14 protein-coding genes are annotated in these 19,654 nt (G+C 60.8%); 7 read left to right on the top strand and 7 right to left on the bottom strand.

Going from position 1 to position 19,654, the window contains the following annotated elements:
• A complete protein-coding gene (locus ACEW8N_RS19425; RefSeq protein WP_373501522.1) occupies positions 1-378 on the bottom strand; it encodes a PadR family transcriptional regulator in 378 nt (125 codons plus the stop codon).
• A gap of 64 nt (positions 379-442) precedes the next feature.
• On the opposite strand from ACEW8N_RS19425, the gene ACEW8N_RS19420 reads away from it, so the two are divergent.
• Positions 443-664, top strand: a complete 222-nt coding sequence (locus ACEW8N_RS19420) for a hypothetical protein (protein WP_373501521.1) — start codon at positions 443-445, stop codon at positions 662-664.
• A 105-nt stretch (positions 665-769) separates the two neighbouring features.
• On the opposite strand, the gene ACEW8N_RS19415 is transcribed toward ACEW8N_RS19420, so the two are convergent.
• The 4 genes from ACEW8N_RS19415 to ACEW8N_RS19400 all read right to left on the bottom strand — a co-directional run bounded on the left by ACEW8N_RS19415 (position 770) and on the right by ACEW8N_RS19400 (position 3,973).
• Entirely contained in the window at positions 770-1,627 is an 858-nt protein-coding gene (locus ACEW8N_RS19415) for a uridine kinase (RefSeq protein WP_373501520.1), read from the bottom strand.
• A 599-nt stretch (positions 1,628-2,226) separates the two neighbouring features.
• Positions 2,227-2,766 (bottom strand): hypothetical protein, encoded by a 540-nt coding sequence (locus ACEW8N_RS19410; RefSeq protein WP_373501519.1) that lies wholly within the window; start codon positions 2,764-2,766, stop codon positions 2,227-2,229.
• A 2-nt stretch (positions 2,767-2,768) separates the two neighbouring features.
• The gene (locus ACEW8N_RS19405; RefSeq protein WP_373501518.1) at positions 2,769-3,101 is read right to left on the bottom strand and encodes a carboxymuconolactone decarboxylase family protein; all 333 of its coding nucleotides are present in this window, start codon (positions 3,099-3,101) and stop codon (positions 2,769-2,771) included.
• 140 nt (positions 3,102-3,241) lie between these two features.
• Positions 3,242-3,973, bottom strand: a complete 732-nt coding sequence (locus ACEW8N_RS19400) for an alpha/beta fold hydrolase (protein ID WP_373501517.1) — start codon at positions 3,971-3,973, stop codon at positions 3,242-3,244.
• Positions 3,974-4,167: 194 nt separating this feature from the next.
• On the opposite strand from ACEW8N_RS19400, the gene ACEW8N_RS19395 reads away from it, so the two are divergent.
• The 3 genes from ACEW8N_RS19395 (at position 4,168) to ACEW8N_RS19385 (ending at position 10,704) form a co-directional block, all read left to right on the top strand.
• Positions 4,168-7,104 carry an FIST N-terminal domain-containing protein gene (locus ACEW8N_RS19395; RefSeq protein ID WP_373501516.1) on the top strand — a complete coding sequence of 979 codons (2,937 nt, stop codon included), beginning with the start codon at positions 4,168-4,170 and terminating at the stop codon, positions 7,102-7,104.
• A gap of 226 nt (positions 7,105-7,330) precedes the next feature.
• Positions 7,331-9,022: a YdiU family protein gene (locus ACEW8N_RS19390; RefSeq protein WP_373501515.1), complete on the top strand. Its 1,692-nt coding sequence runs from the start codon at positions 7,331-7,333 to the stop codon at positions 9,020-9,022.
• Positions 9,023-9,267: 245 nt separating this feature from the next.
• Positions 9,268-10,704 (top strand): trimethylamine methyltransferase family protein, encoded by a 1,437-nt coding sequence (locus ACEW8N_RS19385; protein WP_373501514.1) that lies wholly within the window; start codon positions 9,268-9,270, stop codon positions 10,702-10,704.
• Positions 10,705-10,841: 137 nt separating this feature from the next.
• Here ACEW8N_RS19385 and ACEW8N_RS19380 read toward each other — a convergent pair whose 3' ends face one another.
• Together ACEW8N_RS19380 and ACEW8N_RS19375 are read right to left on the bottom strand one after the other, a co-directional pair.
• Positions 10,842-11,312, bottom strand: a complete 471-nt coding sequence (locus ACEW8N_RS19380; RefSeq protein WP_373501513.1) for a nucleotidyl transferase AbiEii/AbiGii toxin family protein — start codon at positions 11,310-11,312, stop codon at positions 10,842-10,844.
• Positions 11,313-11,803: 491 nt separating this feature from the next.
• Positions 11,804-14,581, bottom strand: coding sequence for a PAS domain S-box protein (locus tag ACEW8N_RS19375; protein WP_373501512.1), 2,778 nt, complete (start codon positions 14,579-14,581; stop codon positions 11,804-11,806).
• 390 nt (positions 14,582-14,971) lie between these two features.
• Here ACEW8N_RS19375 and ftcD point away from each other — a divergent pair, with 390 nt between their 5' ends.
• From ftcD to ACEW8N_RS19360, 3 genes are all read left to right on the top strand, one after another.
• Positions 14,972-16,603 (top strand): glutamate formimidoyltransferase, encoded by a 1,632-nt coding sequence (gene ftcD, locus ACEW8N_RS19370; RefSeq protein WP_373501511.1) that lies wholly within the window; start codon positions 14,972-14,974, stop codon positions 16,601-16,603.
• Positions 16,604-16,894: 291 nt separating this feature from the next.
• Positions 16,895-18,988, top strand: coding sequence for a VWA domain-containing protein (locus ACEW8N_RS19365; RefSeq protein ID WP_373501510.1), 2,094 nt, complete (start codon positions 16,895-16,897; stop codon positions 18,986-18,988).
• A 42-nt stretch (positions 18,989-19,030) separates the two neighbouring features.
• Positions 19,031-19,654: outer membrane beta-barrel domain-containing protein (locus tag ACEW8N_RS19360; protein ID WP_373501509.1), on the top strand; the 624-nt coding region annotated here is incomplete at its 3' end.

The following is a 19,654-nucleotide window of genomic DNA, read 5'->3' as shown; positions in this document are numbered from 1 at the left end:
TCACTCCTTCTCTTTGATACCGTCTTGGTACATATCAACAAACTGTAAAAGTTTTTCAGCTTGTTTCTTCATATACTCAATCCAGAATCCCAGAACTTCCATACCTTCCGCCGTGAGCTGGTAGATCCTTTTGGCCGGACCAGCCCCATCTGTTTCCCATTCCGAGAACAGCAGCCCGTTTTCTTCCAGCTCCCGCAAATGGCGATAGATCATGCCGGGCGGAACCTGCCCCTCCATAAAGCCAAACCGAGAAATTTCCTGAATAAGTTCATAGCCGTAGGAAGGCCTGCTTAATAAAGACAGCAGTATAGAGGCCTGTATATATCGTTCCGTCTTTTTCGAACCCAGATGACCGGGCGTTTTTTCTTTTCTTGACATAGATCCTTTAAGGATATATTAGTTCATAAGTACATATAATTTTCTATCAACAAGGGAGGGCATCATGGCAACAAAAATATTTGTGCGTGAAAGACGAAAAGTCGAAAAGGGTGAAAAAAAACCCAGATTTCGAATCGTTGGCGTCAGTGGTTCAGACGTCAAGGTTTATGCAAATCACGTACGCAGAAGTGAACTTGACCAAATCAGTCATGAAACCGGCGCTGAAATAATTTATCTGCAAGCCGGAACAGGACCGAAAACTGGTGATGGGCAGCAGACCCAATAACCTCTTGAATTTTAAAAAACGAGCAGATGGCATTGGGCATCCAGAGCTGCCGGGGATGCCCTTCGTCAAAAGAACAGATCCCATGGCCAATTTGTGTACCGGCTCTCAGTCTTTGTAGATGATGGTTCCGACATGGCGTCCTTCAAGCGCATCCAGTATATAATCAGGATGCCGTAATGCATCGATGATCTGAAGTTCCTTCAGGCATTTGGATCGCTGAAACAAGGTCAGAACAGCACGCTCGATGATCAAATCGTCCAAGTCCAACGCCAAGAGCTCCCGAGTGGATATGCGCTCGAAAAATTCAAGGTTCGCACGTTCGGATTCTTTGACTTTTTTTGGATCTCTATCATATAATCCCTTTTCATCCTTAAGGAATATGAGTGAACGCGCACCGATATTTTCAGCCAGAAGAAATGCGCCGCAGTCGGTCCGGTGCGGCGGGATTGAACCATGCTCAGCCGGGTGCTCAAAAAAGCCATAAGGAGGGATCCCATATGTGATAGGTATGTAGCCCAATCGACAAAACATGGTTAATTGTTCCAGATTGTCTCCATGACCGATCTTGACGCCTCCGTGTTTTGCCAACAAGACCGAAAGCATTTCTGCGTTTTGCCAGGAAACCTTATCCCCCAGTTTAGACAACACTCCGGTAGGCATACCTAAATCTACGCCAATATTATATACATGCCGCGCCCGCGTTCCCCCGCCGGTCATCAACAAGATCTTGTGTTTGTCTTTCGCTTTGATCAAAATTTCCAAAATTGGAAGCAGCGCCTTTCTACCGCGGTCCATGATGCTTTGCCCACCAATCTTGATGACATTGATATCCGGATGCATGCGGAAATATTCTTTAGATTCGGTGCGTTTAAGCAGTTCCTTGCTTACCAGTGATTCTCCCATCAATGGAGAATCGATGTGAAGTCTGCCCGTGTTTGGCTCCTCTTTTATCAATTTTCCCATGTTTACCCGCTTTCAGAAGCTGCGTTTGTATTTAGATGAAATTGTTTTTCAATAATGATATTATATCCTAAATCACTATTCGGCTGCCGTCAAAAAAATTCAATACCTAACGAGCTGATGCTCAAAAATTTTAATTGGCCTAAAATATCGGGTTTAAAACCATGAGCTATAACATTCTGGGATTATTGCTGTTCGTGATACTCTCTCTTCTCTACATTATTGAAGTCTTGTTAGGGTCTTGCTTGGGGGTTTATAATCCTGAGCTTGGTCAAGAAAGCAGCTATGAGGAAAACAACAAGTTGTCGCAGCGCGAGTTTTTTACCGAGTTGTTGCCATTCTTCATTGCTGCGGTTGGCATATCATTATGGATATGTCTCAATTAGCGTTTTGGACTACGTTCCATCCATGCCTATCCGGTTGAGACAAATTTGCACTCTGGGAGATGATTTTGCGCATGTTAAATTATCCTCGGAATCTGGTGACGTTTCATCATCTTTTCTCTGATGAGTAACAGCATCTCTGGGAGTTATTATATTGTGAGAAAAAGATGTATCTGTACCTGCCACCCACTATTAGAGATATAAAGCATAAAAAGGATATCACGACTTCTGCGCCGCCGCCGCAAGCCGCGAAACCGCTCGAGAAACGGCGACGTGGTATGGGTTTTCGGCCCGAAGCGCGTCGTGGGCTTCGGGGCTGAGGGAGGCCGGGGGATGCTCCGGCGGAGATTGCGGCCCCATGTATCGAAGCCTGTCCCCGAGGCGCCGGGGGGCCGCGGGAAACACGTAAGCCAGGGCAGTCCAGCGGGGCATGTGGTCGCTGCCGCAGGCAAGCCCCGTGCATGACTCCGTGTAGACCTCCGCGTACACCTGCCAGGACCTCAGCATGGCAAGGGCGTCCTTCCGGCCGGTCCGGCCGAGGGCCTTGATGCCCGTGATCTGGTCCCGGGGGGAATATCGCGCGAATAGGGTCCTGCCGCCGCCGCCGGCCATACGGCAGAGTTCGGAGAAGGCCGCATCGCTGCCGGCCCGGGCGTGCCGGGCCAGCATGCGGGCCAGTTCCCCGCGCTCCGCCTCGGGGCAGGTTCTCCCCCTCCGGATCAGTTCCCTCACCATGGGGTCCGTTGTTTCTGCCCGCACGATCAGCCCGGAGTCTCCTCGTCCAGGGTATCCGCGGCCCAGGACATGGCTGCAGCGGTTTTGGGAAATCCCATGACCGATATCAGGAGCAGCAGGGTGTGCTCGATCTCCTTCCGGGTCGCCCCTTCCTCCAATGCCCGCCGGGTATGGGAATGCACCGAGCCCGAAGACTGGATGGCCGCCGCCGCGGCCAACTGGATGAGCTGGGAGGTCTTTGCGTCGATTGGGCCGCAGGTGCGGACGGTCTCGCCCAGGGTTTTCAGCGCGGACACCACCCCGGGATGATCTTTGGAGATCTTGTGGTAAATGCCCATCTTGCCTTTGTGATCCGTCATGAATTCTCTCCTTTCCTGTCCTGGTTTACCCATTTTTCCTGTTTTCCTGCCGGGTATCCGTCATTTCACTCTGCCTTGGAATTCGGCCCCGACAGGCCCGATGGCGCTATCGTGTCTGGCGCCGCCGCCTTGGTGGAGAATCATTCCCCGTGGCCTCTCCCATCCCTCTGAAACATGCCGGTCTTCAGAAAAGATATCGTCTGCCGGATCGCCGCGTCGTTTTTCATGATGAACGGGTGGGTCGCGTGGATGACGAGAAAATCCTTCATGCCCTCCAGGCGCGCCCGTTCAACCGACACCTTTCCGTCGTCCGGCCCGGGGATCAGGGCGGAGAGGATCCAGTTGACGGACCTGTCGCCGGTGATGATCCCCAGCTCGAAATCCGCCCGCCCCAGTCTCCGGGGGAGGCTGTCCGCATCCGTTCCGAGTTGACGGCCTGCGGGGCCGTTCAGCCAGCGGAAGAACAGATTGTCCTTCAATCGGTCGACGGCCTCGGAGCCCGCGTTGGGCGGGCTCAGCATCACCACCCGCCCCAGCTCCGGGGGCCGTGCGGATTTCAGGAAGCACCGCACGAGGATCCCGCCCATGGAATGGGTGACAAAATGGATTTTCCGGGCGCCTTTCCGCCGGCACTCCGCCACGGCCCGAGGCAGCCATATATGGGCGATCTCTTCGATTCCTGAGGTCCTGGAGGGATACCCCACATTCAGCACGCCGAAGCCCGACGCGGCAAGATGCTTTTCCATCTTCTCCATGGACGCCCTTGACCGGGCCAGGCCGTGGAGGAGGATCACCCATTCAGGCAACCCGGCATCGGCGGGGGCAGCCCCCTGAGCGGCAAAGAGGATTGATAAAAAAAGAAAAAATTTCATTTTTTGGCGGCTCGACCCATCCTCTTGTAATGATATGACAATCTTTCGATGTCGGGGAGGCCGTACCTTCCGGAAAAAGGCTTTTGTGAGGTATACCACAGAATCACGACCAACAATGTCGTATTTTTGTTCATCCTGAAAAAATTGCGCTGGAAAAGCGATCACGATTGTGGCCAGAGACACCTGGGGACGTCATGTTCGAAAAAGAATCGAGCCTCATCGAAACCGGGTGCGGTTTCAGCAAGAAGGCCGCCGCCCGCGAGGCCGGGATGGAGGCCGCCCGCAGGGCGCTTGAAAGCATCGGGCGGTATCCGGTTTCGGTTGTAATGGTGTTTGCATCCGTTCGCTTCGACCCCGAGGCACTGATCGAAGGGATCCGGTCGGCGGCAGGCCCGGTGCCGATCATCGGCGCGTCGAGCGCCGGCGAAATCTGCGATGGATCGCAGGAGGAGAGCGTGGTCGTCGCGGCCCTGGCATCCCCCTACCTCAAGGTGCACTCCGCCGTCGGACGGAATGTATCGGCGGATTGGCGTGCGGCCGTGGCAGAAGCCGCGGATTCCCCATATATCCGTCCTTTTTTCTCCCCTCCCGGACCCGCCGGCGACGCCTTCCGGAAAAACCTTCGCCGGGAGGGAAAATCGGTATTCGGCCTGCTCTTTCTGCCGGGGGCCACGCGAGTCCATGACGCCAGAAGCAGAGACATCCTCCAGACGCTGCTCGAGCGCAGCCGCAGGCTCATCCCTTTCTGCGGGGGCAACAGCGCCGACGACTTCCGGTTCGAGAAAAACCATGTCTTTCACAACGGCCGGGTTTACCGGGACGGCATGATCGTGGCCATCTTCGAAACCCAGCTCCAGAACGGCATGGGGGTTGCCCACGGGTTTTCGCCGTCGGGCGGGAAGATGCTCGTCACGCGCGCCCGGGAAAACGTCATTCTCGAAATCGACCACCGGCCGGCCGACCAGGCCTTCAGCGAACTGGCCGGCAAACCCCTCCCGGAACTGGAAGGAAAGCACCTGACCCTCGCCTCGGGACGACCTTTCGGTTTTCAGGATCCCTATGGGGAGTTCACCATCAACGTCGCAAGCTTTTTCATGGAGAACGGCGGCCTCAAGTTCTCCCAGCCCGTGGTTGAAGGAGCCCAGCTCACCCTCATGGATGCCGATCCGGAAAGCATGGTCGCCGCGGGAAAGCAGGCCCTGCAAAAAGCGATGTTTCGCGGCGGCATCAGTCAGCCCGCCTTTGCCCTCGTGTTTTCGTGCGCCCTGCGTCACCACATCCTGAACGAGCGGACTGCCGAGGAGATTGACGGCATCCGGGGACTTTCCGGGGATGCACGCGTCGCCGGCTTCCTCAGCTTCGGGGAGCAGGGGCTTGCGGACAACGGCGTCAACTGCCACGGCAACGAACTGGTGTCGGTCCTGGCCATCGGGAGGCACCTGACGCCGGCGGCCGAGGTCTGGTTCGAGAACCGGCAGCTTCTCAAGGCGAAGGAGAACGCCGAAAAAGCCCTCGTGGCCGCGAACGCCTTCCGTCAAGCCGTCATCGAGCACATCGCGGAGGGGCTGTGCGTGTTCCATGAAATCGACCGATACCCCTTCATCCAATTCGACATCTGGAACGGGCGGATGACCGAAATCACCGGCTATCACATGGAGGAGATCAACCGCCTGCGGTGGGATCCGCTGGGCCTCCCGAACCCGGAAATTCAGGAGAAAGCCCGGGCCGTCGTCGCCCGCCTCCGGGGAGGCGACCACCTCCGGGGCGAGGAATGGGAAATCACCGCGAAAGACGGCACGAAACGCACGGTGGCCGTCTCCACGAACGCCATCGTCCTCAAGGACGACCAGGTTCACGTCCTGGCCGTACTCTATGGCCTCGGTCGCCAGAAGCAGGCCGAGTCCGAACGGCTGGCGCTGGAAAGGCGGTCCCAACGCCTGGCGAAAATCGAGAGCCTTGGCGCCATGGCGGGCGGGATCGCTCATGATTTCAACAACATTCTCATGGTGATCCTGGGAAACATCGAACTGGCCATGACCGAAGCGCCGGAATCGACCCCCCTCAGAAACCACCTTCAGGAGATGGAGAAATCCGTTTTCATCGCAGCGGACCTGACCCGCAAGCTCCTCTCCTACACCGGCAAGACGCAATTTGTGATCACCGCCGTCGACCTGGGCAAGCTCGTGAAGAAGGCTGCCCGGTCCCTCGCCGGATCGCTTCCCCCCTCCGTAAAACTGCAGGTGCGGCCGGCCCCGAAGCTGCCCATGGCCAGGGCGGATGCGGGTAAGGTATCCCAGGTCATCGTCAATCTCGTCACCAATGCCGCGGAAGCCTACGGGCCCGAAAAAGGCGGCCGGATCACCATCGCCACCGGGACCCAGCACTGCAGTGCCGAAGACCTCGCGCACACCGCAGGCGAGGTCATGGGTTCCGGCGGCCATCCGCCCGAGGGGAGGTATGTTTTCCTGGAGGTGGCGGACCACGCCGGCGGCATGGATGAAAAGGCCGCAAGACGCGTCTTCGATCCCTTTTACACCACGAAATTTCCGGGCCGGGGCCTGGGGATGTCGACGGTCCTGGGAGTCGTCCGCGGTCTTGGCGGCGCCATCCGGCTCGATTCGGTCCCGGGCGCGGGAACGACCATCCGAGTCCTGCTCCCGGCCGTGGAGGAGGAGGCCCCGGTCTTGGCCTGCGGCGGCGCTGACCCGCCCAACGGCGGCACCTGCCGTGAACTGCGGACGATCCTCCTGGTGGACGACGAGGCGAAGATCCGCAACCTGGCGAAGACCATGCTCGAACGGTTGGGCTATCGCGTGCTTCCCGCCGAAGACGGGCCGGAAGCCATCCGGATCTATCAGGAAAATTATCGCGACATTTATTGTGTCCTGCTGGATCTTACCATGCCGAAAATGAACGGCCGGGAGATTTACCGGAAGCTCAGAAGCCTCGACCCCGGTGTCTGCGTCATCCTGTCGAGCGGTTACACCGAACAGGATGTGATGGCCCAGTTCAAGGACGAGCAGCCCGCCGGATTCGTTCAAAAGCCCTACCGGATCCAGATGCTGGGGCGCAAGCTGAAAGCCATCCTGGAAGCGGTTGAAGCCGGCCGCTGCGCCCATCCGAACCCTTAGGCGGCCGCTCCTGCGCGCCTTTCCGCTCAATGTCGCCCTGACCCGCCGCCCCAAGCCATCCGAATATTGGAACCCCGATAGGGGCAGGCCCCCGTGCCTGCCCTCTGCCCTGACCCGCCGCCCCAAGCCATTCAAATCCGCCTTGCGGGGTTCCCAGGGATGATTACCGTAAGTCCATGCGCGGGATCCGGGACGCCGCGGCCCGCAGGGGGCCGGGGAACCCGGGTTGACCCGCATTGAAACGGAAGGAACGGCCGACATGAACCTCCTCGATGCAGCACAGATCCGTCTGCAAGACCGGCCTGCGGGGGCGGAACCCGGCACCCTGGACGCCCTGGTCTTCGACAACCGCTTCATCCGGGAGCTGCCGGCCGATCCGGAGGCCGCGAACCGGCGCCGCCAGGTGACGGGCGCATGCTACTCGTTCGTCAATCCCGCGCGGACGGCTGCCCCCAAACTGGTCGCCTCCTCCCGCGAAGCGGCCGAAATCCTGGGGCTCTCCCCGGAGGCCTGCCGTTCCGAGGCCTTCACCCGGGTCTTCTCCGGAAACCTGCTGATGCCGGGCATGACGCCCTATGCCGTCAATTACGGAGGCCACCAGTTCGGGAATTGGGCCGGGCAGCTGGGCGACGGCCGGGCCATCAACCTGGGGGAGGTCGTCAACGGCCGGTCGGAGCACTGGACCCTCCAGCTCAAGGGTGCCGGGCCCACGCCCTATTCCCGCACGGCCGACGGACTCGCGGTGCTGCGGTCGTCCATCCGGGAGTTCCTGTGCAGCGAGGCCATGTTCCATCTGGGGGTCCCCACCACCCGGGCCTTGAGCGTCATCCTGACCGGCGAAGAGGTCGAGCGGGACATGTTCTATGACGGCAACCCCAGACTGGAGCCCGGCGCCGTCGTCTGCCGCATCGCGCCGTCGTTCACCCGCTTCGGCAATTTCCAGATCCATGCCGCGCGGGGGGAGACGGCGCTCTTGAAGCAGCTTGTCGATTACACCCTCCGCGCCGATTTTCCCCATCTGGGAGCGCCTTCCCGGGAGGTATACATCGAATGGTTCGCGGAGGTGTGCCGAAGGACGGCGGAGATGATCGTCCACTGGATGCGCGTGGGGTTCGTTCACGGGGTCATGAACACGGACAACATGTCGATTCTGGGCCTCACCATCGATTACGGGCCCTACGGCTGGCTCGAAAACTACGACCCCGACTGGACCCCGAACACGACGGATGCCGCGGGCCGCCGCTACCGCTTCGGCAACCAGCCGGGCATCGCCCAGTGGAACCTGGTGCAGCTCGCCAACGCCATATACCCCCTCATCGAAGCGGTGGAGCCCCTTCAGGAGGCCCTGGAGGAATACGGCCGCAGCTACCGGGAGGGCCGCCAGGAGATGATGGCGGGGAAGCTGGGTCTTTCGCGCTTCACCCCCGGCCCCGACGACGAACTCGTGGCCGACCTGCTCTCCCTTCTCCCCAGGGCCGAAACCGACATGACGATCTTCTTCCGCAAGCTTGCCCGGGTCGGGGCCGACGGGCAACCCCCCGGGGAGATGAACGACGAAGCCCTCCTGTCGCCCCTCCTGGAGGCCTATTATCTCCCCGAACAGCTCACGCCGACGCTGAGGGTCCTGACCGCGTCCTGGCTCCGGCGCTACCTGAAGCGTCTGGAGGAGGAGAAGGTGCCCCGCGAGCGGCGGATAGCCCGCATGAACGCCGTCAACCCCAAGTACGTGCTGCGCAACTACATGGCCCAGATGGCCATCGACAAGGCCGAGGCCGGAGATTTTGCCCGGGTCCGCGAGCTCCTGGACCTCCTCCGCCTCCCCTACGACGAGCAGCCGGACAGGGATGCCTTCGCCGCGAAGCGGCCGGACTGGGCAAGGAACCGGCCCGGATGCTCGATGCTGTCGTGCAGTTCGTGAACCACGCCTTCCGTCCCGGCGAAAACGCAATCCACCCTCCGTTCACACCCTTTGCTTGACAATCTGGTTCGGCGGCCGCTACCATGGCTTGGCGCGATCATGAATTCACCGCCGCCCTGTCGGCCCGGGTTCATAAACCGCTCATCTACGGTCTGGCCGTCGAGAAAAATATCGGCACCCGGCTGCCGCTGTAATTTTTATTCAACCATCACAGAGGATTTAACCGATAAACGGAGGGTAACATCATGGGTATGGCAACAGACGAACTGTATTTCAAACCCCAGCTGCGGGTGATCAACGACGCCCAGATCGCACAGCTCCACGCCGCCACCCTGGAAGTGCTGGAGCGCACCGGCATTAAACTAACCCACCCCAAGGCCCTGGAGATCCTGTCCGGCGCCGGAGCCCGGGTCAGCGGCGACCGGGTCAAGATCCCGGCCTTCATGGTCGAAGACGCCATCCGCAAGGCCCCGCCCCGGGTCGTCCTGGGTACGAGGACCGGCAAGCGGACGGTCTTTCTGGAGCGGGACAAGACCTATTTCGGCCCCAGCCTCGACTGCATCGATTATTTGGACCCCAAGACCCACGTCCGCTCCCGGTTCACCAGCGAGAACGTCCAGGCGACGGCCGCCCTCTGCGACGCGCTGCCCAACTTCCAGTGGTGCATGACCATCGGCATGGCCGACGACGTTCCCCCCGACATCGCGGACCGGGTGATCGCCCGCAACGTTATGGAATACTGCGAAAAGCCCCTGGTTTTCTGCTGCAAGGACACCAACAGCGTAAAGGACACCTACGAGATGGCCCTGATGCTTGCCGGCGGCAGGGAGAATTTCGACCAGGCCCCCTGCATCGTCCACTACTCCGAGCCCATCTCGCCCCTGCTTTACTACGACCCGGCCGTCGACAAGATCATCTACTGCGCCGAGAACGGGATTCCCCTCATCAACTTCCCCGCGCCCCAGTGCTGCGGCTCGGCTCCGGCCACCTTTGCCGGCGCCGTCGTCCAGGCCGGCGCCGAATCCCTGAGCGGGCTGGTGATCCACCAGTTGGTCCGGCCGGGAGCCCCCTTCATCTACGGCGCCTTCACCACCATCCAGGACATGCGGACAACGATATTCTCTTACGGCGCCGTCGAGATGAGCCTGATGACGGGGGCACTGGCCCAGATGGCCCAGCACTACCAGATCCCGTTTTTCGGAACGGCGGGCGCCACCGATTCAAAATTCTGCGACGCCCAGGCCGGGGCCGAAGCCGCCTTTCAGTGCCTGGCATCCGCTGCCGTCGGCTCGGGCCTGTGCCACGACTGCAGCTCCTGGATGGACCACGGCTCCGTGGCCTCCCCGGAGTTCATGGTGCTTGTCCACGATATCGTCGATTCGGTGAAGCACTTCATGGAGGGCATCCCGGTGAACACGGAAACCCTGGCCTTGGACGTCATCCACAAGGTCGGACCCGGCGGCCACTACCTCCAGGAACAGCACACCCTGCAGAACTTCAGGAAGATCAAGTATTCCGAGATATTCGAGCGGATGATCTACGCCCGGTGGGAAGCCGGCGGCGCCAAAACCTTCGAGGAGCGCCTCCAGGCGGTCACCCTGAAGAAGATGGCGCACCGGCCCGAGCCGCTGCCCGAAGCGATGGTGAAGGAGTTGGACCGGATGCAGGCGTCATGGAAGTAAACCTTCACCCAAACTGAAACGCAGCCCCATTTTTTTCAAAATGGAAGAACGTCGTTATGGCTCCGGGAGAGTTGCCGCGCCCCGGAGCCTCGACTGTTTTTGCGGCAAACCGAAATCATGCCCCGTCTCCGATCCCTTTATTCTTGCCGGGCCTTCTGCGAATCCATCCTTTTCTGGAGCAGCTCGGCGTCCAGCAGGTCTTTTTTCCTGCCGGCGGCCGTCTTGTTCCGGATCATCATTTCGATCGAAAGCACGGGAATTTTGAGATTTTCTATGTCAACGATGATTTTATCCCGGTAGGCCTCATCGAATCCTACGCCATCGATGTCCGTGATGATGTCAATTCTCCTCGGGGCGATGCCGATCTGGAAAATGATCCCCTTCTGACGGAAGTCTTTCTCACGAATCCGGCCCATGGGTGCGCCAAACCTGGCCAGGGCCTTATAGATCCTTCCGGCATTGGCTTTTCCTGGGTTTACCCATAGGTCGATGTCGCCGGTCGCCCTGGGATACCCATGAACCGCCAGTGCATAGGCGCCGACAACGATGAACTCAACGTTTTCGTCTAACAAGCATTCCAGCATCTCTTTGTAATCTTCGTTCAACATCCGCTTTCCCCGCAAATGACCAGGCATCCCTTGTAATATCCCATACCATGGAAAACAACCTTGCCGGTTCGGCATCTATAAAGCCATCGTCGGCATCGTCTTTCAGGCGCACCCGTCTGATCGTTGATCGGTCCATCCGCATCCCGTCACCCTCCCCCTATCGTCCTCTTTTGACCGGCGCCTCAAAAGGCGGCTTTGTTTTGAAATTGAATGAGAAAAGCGGATTTGTCAAGCAACCCCAAAAGATGCCCTCGAATCCCCCCGAAGACCCATCCTTGTTGTCGGCCCCTGAAACCGAGCGCTGTCGGCAAAAACGGCCTTTACCTCCGGAACGCACTGGTCTATAAGCAGACCCCGTCAATCGTTGGGACGGCAGAAAGATGAACCCTCAGGAGGACAGGAAGTGATGATGACGGATACGAACCCCGCCTGGTGGACGTGCCTGATCGGTGATGATGCCGCTGTGATATTGGAGGGACGCCCGAGGCCTCTTATGCCCGGCCGGGTTCTCCGGCCCGGTCAAGAGCCTTCCGGACCTGTTCAGACAGCTCGAAAATGGTGAACGGCTTCTGGATGAACCCCTCGCACCCCCTCTGCAAAATATCCGCCGCCCTGCCGCGGATGGAGTAGCCGCTGCACAGGATGACCGGCAGATCCGGTCGAATGCTGCGGATGATGTCGAAGGTCGCGCCGCCGTCCAACCCCGGCATGACCATATCCAGCAGGACAAGGTCGATCCTCTCGCCTTTTTCAGAGACCGTTTCGACGGCCTTGTCTCCGCCCTGGGCGACAAGGACGCGATACCCCAGCTTCTCCAGCATGGCCCGGCCCACCTCGATGATCAGGGCTTCGTCGTCAACCAGAAGAACGGTCTCCGATCCTCTGATGAGGCGCGCCTCGGGGGCATTCTCCCGCTGAACCTTCTGACGGGAAGCCGGCAGGTGAATGGTGAAGGTCGTGCCGCGGCCGACATCGCTGCAGGCCGCGATGATCCCGGCGTGGTTCTTGATGATGCCGTATGCCGAGGCCAGCCCCAAACCCGTCCCCCGCCCCTTTTCCTTGGTCGTGAAAAACGGATCGAAAATCCGCTGAAGTGTCGAGGCATCCATGCCGACGCCGGTATCCGCGACAGAAATTCTGGCATACCGTCCCGGTGTCGCCTGGCTGGGCCGGCAGCAGGCCTCGTCCAGGACGGCGATCCCGGTCTCCAGAAAGAGTTCCCCGCCATGGGGCATGGCCTGCCATGCATTGACATAGAGGTTCAGGAGGACCTGCTCGATCTGCCTGGGGTCGGCCGACACCACGGGCGGCGGTTCCTGGAATCGGGTGTGGATGCGGATCTCCTTTCGGGTCCGGCCGAAGAGCGTCGCGCTCTCGCGCACCAGGGCATTGATGTCGATGGGCCGCACCTCGTATTTGCCGCCCCGTGCAAACCCCAGGATCTGCCGGGTCAGATTCGTGGCGCTTCGAATGTATTCGTCAATGGCGCCGAGATGCTCCTGATATGGATGTGACGGGTCGAGATCCACGGCGATCAGCGAGGCCCGGCCCTGAATTCCCATCAGCAGGTTATTGAAGTCATGGGCGATGCCGCCGGCAAGCGTTCCGATGGCCTCAAACTTCTGGGCCTGCTGAAGCTGCTGCTCCATCCGCATGCGCGCCTCTTCGTTTTTCCTGGCCTCCGTGATGTCCGTTGCAATCTGAATTCTGACGATCCGGCCGTCAACCCATTGGATCGCCCGGTCAAAATTGATATACCAGCGCTGGGTGATCGGGTTGACGCACTGCCAGGTGTAGACCCCCGTCGGGTTTCGATCTTCATCGAGCAGGAACGGGTTGGGGCAGTGATCGCAGGGCACCGGTTGCTTCCGAAACACCTCGTGGCATTTCTTGCCGACATATTCGGAAGTGAAATCGTCCATCATCTTTTTGTTCAAGAAAAGGATCCCGTAGGTATCCATGTCCGCCACATAGATATGGGCATCGATGCTGTTCAATATGGTGATCAGCGTCTCATGGGCGTCTCTCAATTCCTTTTCGGCATGCTTTTCTCTGCTGACATCCCTCAGGTGCTCGATGACCTGGGAGATTTCGCCCTTGTCGTCAAGAATGGGATAGGCCCTCACGTCCAGCCATTTGTCGAACTCCGCCACGTATTTTTCCACCCGCGCGGCTCTCCGGGTCTGATAGACCTCGGATGTGGCGCAGACGGCGCAGGGGCTGCGATTGCCGATCAGTTCATGGCATTTTCTGCCGTGAACCTCGGACGGCTCCTTTCCCAGGAAAGCATAGCCGGCCTTGTTGTATCGGACGATCCGGTGGTCGGCGTCCTGGACCCCGATAACGTCGGGAATGGCGTCCAGAATGGTGTTGAGCAGCATCGAGGTGCTTCTCAGGTTCTCCGTCAGGTCGTCTCTCTGGGCCTCGGCCGCTTTCTGATCGGTGATCTCCCGGTTGCTGGCTCTCCGGCCCAGGAAGGCATGCCCCTCATCGTGCACGGGCCGGCAACTGTGGGAGATCCATCGAACCCGCCCGCTCCGGTCCACGATCCGAAACGTCATCGTCTCGACCGCAGGGCCGTCCGTCTCATGGAGGATGTGCGCCATGACCCCTTCCCTGTCGTCGGGATGGATCATGTTGCGGAGCAGATCCTCCTGTGCCAGGAACTCTTCCGGACTGTAACCGGTGTGGTTTTTGCAGGATTGGGAGACGTAGCGCAGCCTCGAATCGGGCCCAATCCAATACTCCCAGCTGTCGGTGAAATCGGTCAGCAGCCTGAATCGCTGTTCGCTCTCCTCAAGGGACCTTCTGCATCCGGCGGCGTCGGAGATATCCTGAACGGCGCAGAGGATTCCTGCGGCCCGCCCTCCGCCGTCGCGCCAGACGCTCTGGTTGAAGCGCGCCGGTCGGATATCGCCGTGTTTATCCCGGATCTCGTACTCAAAAACCTGGTTCCCCGGGTTGGCGATCAACGCCGCGTCTTTTTCGAGCAGGAATCCGGCATACCCGGCAGGCCAGATTTCCCGAGCGGTTCTGCCGCGAATCCCGCTCGCGGTGAGGCCCGTCAGCGCTGAAAACGACCCGCTGCAGCCGAGATGCCTTCCCTCGATGTCTTTCCAGAGGAGCGGAATGGGCATGGCTGTGAGCAGGGCGTCGTTTGAGGCCGGGACGGTTCCCGGATGCGCCTGGGCTTCGGCCTCTTTTTCATCAGCCGCCTCGATCCATCCGATGTGTCGATCCGATGCCGGACCGTTCGGCTTCTCAGCCATCTGGCGGGTCTCCCATGCATAACAGGCTGTTTTTGCTGGTTCGTTAAAATGAGCTTGGAATCTGCCCGGGTCGACAGATGTACGATGTTTTGACGGTATATTCAAAATACAGGCTGCAGACAACACCTAATTTGCCCATTCCGCCAGCGGCCCGGCCCGCCTCCCGTGTCCTACGCGGCGGAATCCATGCCCATCCCCTGTTTCCAGCGCTTTGCGAGCCTGCAGCAGCCGTTCTATCAGGAGCGCCCGGCTTACCGGTTGTTTTTTTCCCTGGACCTCGATATATCACGAATACATGCTGCGGGGTGTGAGCCCCCTGCGGCGGACGGGAGCCTCAAGCCCCGGGCCGAATGAAACCCGACGACATCAACCCGTACCCAGGAATTCCCCATGAAAACCATCGTCGAATGCGTCCCCAATTTTTCCGAAGGCCGAAACCAGGAAACCATCGAAGCCATCGCCGAAGCGATCCGGCGGACGCCGGGCTGCACCCTCCTGGACGTGGATCCCGGCGCATCCACGAACCGCACCGTCTACACCTTTGTCGGAGACCCCGAGACCGTCGTGGAGGGGGCACTGGCCGCCGCCCGCGTGGCACGGGTGCGCATCGACATGCGACGGCACAAGGGCGAGCATCCCCGCTTCGGGGCCATGGACGTCTGCCCCTTCATCCCCGTCCGGGGGGTGACCATGGCGGACTGCGCCGATATCGCCCGGACCTTCGCCCGGCGGGCCGCGGAGGAACTCCGGGTCCCCTTTTTTCTTTATGAGGAGGCCGCCGCCCGCGACTGGCGCCGCAAACTCCCGGATGTCCGCCGGGGAGAATACGAGGGATTGGCCCAGCGCCTCAAGGACCCCCGGTGGGCGCCGGATTTCGGCCCCGCCGAGTTCGTGCCGGAATGGGGCGCCACGGCCGCGGGCGCACGGATGTTCCTCATCGCCTACAACGTCAACATCCTGGGCACGGCCGGCCAGGCCCACCGCATCGCCCTCAACCTGAGGGAGGCCGGCCGGGGCGAAACCGAGCCCGGACGCCTCCGGGAGGTCAAGGGCATGGGCTGGTTCGTGGACGAGTACAACCTGGCCCAGGTGACGGTCAACCTGAACAACTACCGGGTGACCCCCATCCACCGGCTCTTCGAGGAGGTGAAAACCGACGCCGCGGAACTGAGCGTCGGCGTGGCCGGCTCCGAGATCGTGGGCATCGTCCCCCTGGAATCGATCCTGATGGCCGCCGACTACTATATCGAGAAGGAGAACCTCTTCCTCTACGAGGAGGACCAGAAGGTCCGCCTGGCCGTCGAGCGCCTGGGCCTCAACAGCGTCGCGCCCTTCGACCCCAAAAAGAAGATCATCGAATACATCGTCGCCGAACCGCCCGACGAACCCCTGGCCGGCATGAGCCTCCGGGGGTTCATCGAGGAGGTGGCGGCCCGCTCGTCGGCGCCCGGCGGAGGCTCGGTCTCGGCGGTCCTGGCCGCCCTGGGCACGGGCCTGGGCGCCATGGTGGCCAAGCTGACCTACGGCGTTCGCAGATTCGAGAAGGTCGACCCGCAGATGCGCGCGGTCATCCCGCCCCTCCACAGCGTGACCCGGGAGCTGATCGCCATGATCGACGCCGACACCAGCGCCTTCAACGAGTACATGGAAGGGGTGCGCATGCCGAAGGACACCCCGGAGGAAAAGGCCGCCCGGACGGCCAGGATGCAGCAGGGCCTCCAGACCGCCGTGCGGGTCCCGCTTGCGACCATGACCCTGGGCGACGGCGCATGGGAGGCCCTGTGCGAGACGGCCCGCTTTGGCAACCCGGCCTCCAGGTCCGACGTCCAGGTCGGTGCCCGCTCCCTGGAGACCGGCATCTGGGGGGCCTACCAGAACGTCCTCATCAACCTCGAGGGCATCACGGACGAGGCGTTCAAGGCCGAGACGCGCACGATCGCGGACGCCATGGCCGACCGCGCCCGAAAAAAAATGGCGGAGGTCCTGGACATCCTGGAGAAACAGCGGAATCGCGGGTCCTGAAAGCCGCCGATATTTCTTCAGGACCCCAACTTCGTTCTTGACCTGTGGCTCCAAATCATGGATGGATCATCTATGCAGATGCCATAATCCCAACCTGAAAATCCAGAGATAAAGCCCGGAGGCGATCCGGGTCGAAACGTACAGTCCGGGTCCAACGCAGCGGCGCTTCGCGATGCCCGGAATATTGAGCTTTCGACCGGATCCAACTCACGGAGTACGGGGCCTCGGCCGGCGCAATCCATCCGACCCGGGGCAATGGATAACATTCGAATCAAACAAGGAGAAAACAGAATGAAGTGGCAACGCGTTCTGGCGGCGGTAGTACTGGGGCTCCTGATGTGGCGCCCCCCGGTCACGGCCCAGGGCCTCTATTTCGGCAGCGAGGGGCTCCTCGTGCCGTCCGAGAATTCCCAATCGGTGTTCGACCCGCTTTTATCGCTGAAAAACGCCCAGGCGGGCCAGGCGGACAGGATCGATGTCTTCCCGGATGCTTCCGGTTTTCCGGAGATCGTCGTCACGATGACCATCCAGGATGCGAACGGCAAGCCGGTTTTAGGACTTCGCCCCGAGGATGTAATCCTCACCGAGCAGTCGGACGACGAATCGATCCCCTTCACGGAGACCCCGACCTGTTTCGAGGCGATCACCAGTAAAGATGACGTCAGCTTTGCCCTGGCCCTCGACGTCAGCTACAGCATGAGCGAAAACAACAAGCTCACCGAGGCAAAGGCCGCGGCGAAGCTTTTTCTGGATGCGGCTGGAGAAGACGACCGGGGGGCGGTGGTCAGCTTCGCCGGGTGCAAACAGGTTGAAACCGTCTTCCCCCTCGCGCCCATCACCCAGGATTCGGACGGAAACGGTACGCCCGACATCCGGGAGCGCATCGACGAACTGACGGCCCTGGGCTCCACAGCCGTCTATGACGGGATCAGCCAAGCGGTGGCGGCCCTTGCCGGCGCGGCCGCGTCCAAAGGCATCGTGGCTCTCTCCGACGGGATGACGAACAACGACTGCACCGACACCATCAATTCGGTCATCGAGAAGGCGCGCGCCGCCGGGGTGCCCGTCTACACCATCGGCCTCGAGATCCCTGCGGACAGCACCATGGCGAAAAACCTCGAAACCATCGCGGACCAGACCGGCGGCTATTTCTCCCTGGCGCCGACCCCCGGGGATCTCGCCGAGATCTACCTCGAGATCGCGGGCGCCATCCGCGCCCAGTACCGGATCTGCTACACCACCCACAACCCGGCCCTGGACGGCACGACGCGGACCGTCACCGTCAGCCGTGGGGATGCTGCGGGATCCGGCACCTACACCGTCGGAACCCTTCCGGGGAACCGGCCGCCGGTGATCGCGCACGACCCCGTCACCCGGGCCGTGCCGAAGACCTCCGTTAGGATCGAGGCCGGAATCTCGGACCCGGATCCGGGTGACGCCATCGAAAAAGCGGCCCTCTTCTTCCGGAAGCATGCGGACGGCCCAGACGCCCCGTTCACCGAAATACCCATGACCGCCCAGGTCGGCGGGGAGGGCTATGCCGCCGTGATCCCGGCATCCGAGGTGGCCGTCCCCGGCGTGGACTATTACCTCTCCGCATGGGACACGACCGGCGCCAGAACCTACAGCGGCAGACCGGAGAGCCCCTACGTCATCGCGGTGACGGACCAGGCGGCAAACCAGCCGCCGTCGATCCTGCATGATCCCGTCACCGGGGCCGAACCCGGCGCGCCGGTGACCATCGAAGCCCGGATCTCGGACCCCGATGACGCCGTGGCGTTGGCAACGCTCTTCTACCGCAGGAATGCGGACGCCCCCGCCGCCCCCTTCACGGAGATCTCCATGGCGGTCGGGGCCGGCGGAAACCTTTATAGCGCCGTGATCCCCGGATCCCTGGTGGATGTTCCCGGCGTGGACTACTTTATCTCCGCGTGGGACGAAACCGGCGACAGGGCCGACAGCGGCACCCCGGAGAACCCCTATTTCATCCGGGTGACCCGCCTGCCCGTCGCCGATGCCGGGCCGGACCAGACCGTTGAAGAAAACGAGGCCGTCACCCTGGACGGCAGCGCATCCTCATCCGCGATCGAAGGCGAAGCTCCGCAGTTCTCGTGGCGGCAGGCGATGGGTCCGGTGGTCTCCCTCACCGGCGCGTCCACCGCCCGGCCGACCTTCACGGCCCCCGCGGTCGACCTCACGGGCACCGTTCTCATCTTCGAGCTGACGGTGAAGAACAGCCTCGGGGAAGTCGGCACGGACCGCGTCTGGGTGACCATTGAAAAACAGGAAGCGTGCAAAAGCGGCGATTGCGGCTCCGGCTCCGGCGGGTGCTTCATCGAGACCGTCTCCGCCGCCCCGGGATGGCTTTGGGGCCTGTTTTGGTAAGAACACGGAAACACAAGCAATTTTGATAGAAGGGAATATGCGATGCGAACATTTCGATTTGGAATAAGGGCTGCCGTCGCCGCCGCCGTCATCTGCCTTTTCACGGCCCCGCTTCATGCGGAGCAGCGGGCCGGCGCCGTCACGGTCAGCCCCATGATCGGCGGGTATGTCTTCGACAATGAACAGGACCTTGAAAAAGACGTCGTCCTGGGCCTGGGGCTCGGATACAACTTCACCGAGCACTGGGGCGCGGAGCTCATGCTCAACTACGGAAAATTCGACTTCGAATACTTCGATCCCATCACCTGCACCTGCCCGGAGGATGATCTGGATGCCTATGTTCTCCGGCTGGACGGCCTTTACCACTTCCAGCCCGAAAAGCGGCTGGTCCCTTACCTGGCCGCAGGCATCGGAAACGTCTGGCTGGACGGAAGCAACTATCCCCATGACGACTCCTATTTTATCCTCAATTACGGCGGGGGGATCAAATTCGACCTGACCGAGACCGTCGCCCTCCGGGCGGATGCCCGGCACATCTTCGCCCCTGAGGATTCGCACAACAACCTCGTCGCCACCCTGGGGGTGAGCTTCCAGTTCGGCGGCGCCAGGAAAGCGGCGCCTGCCCCTGAACCCCCGCCGGTGGTTCCGCCGCCCGCCCCCGCGCCC

The organism is Desulfococcus sp. (assembly GCF_041737845.1).
Taxonomy (GTDB): domain Bacteria; phylum Desulfobacterota; class Desulfobacteria; order Desulfobacterales; family Desulfococcaceae; genus Desulfococcus.
This window is presented reverse-complemented; position numbering and strand designations above follow the sequence as displayed.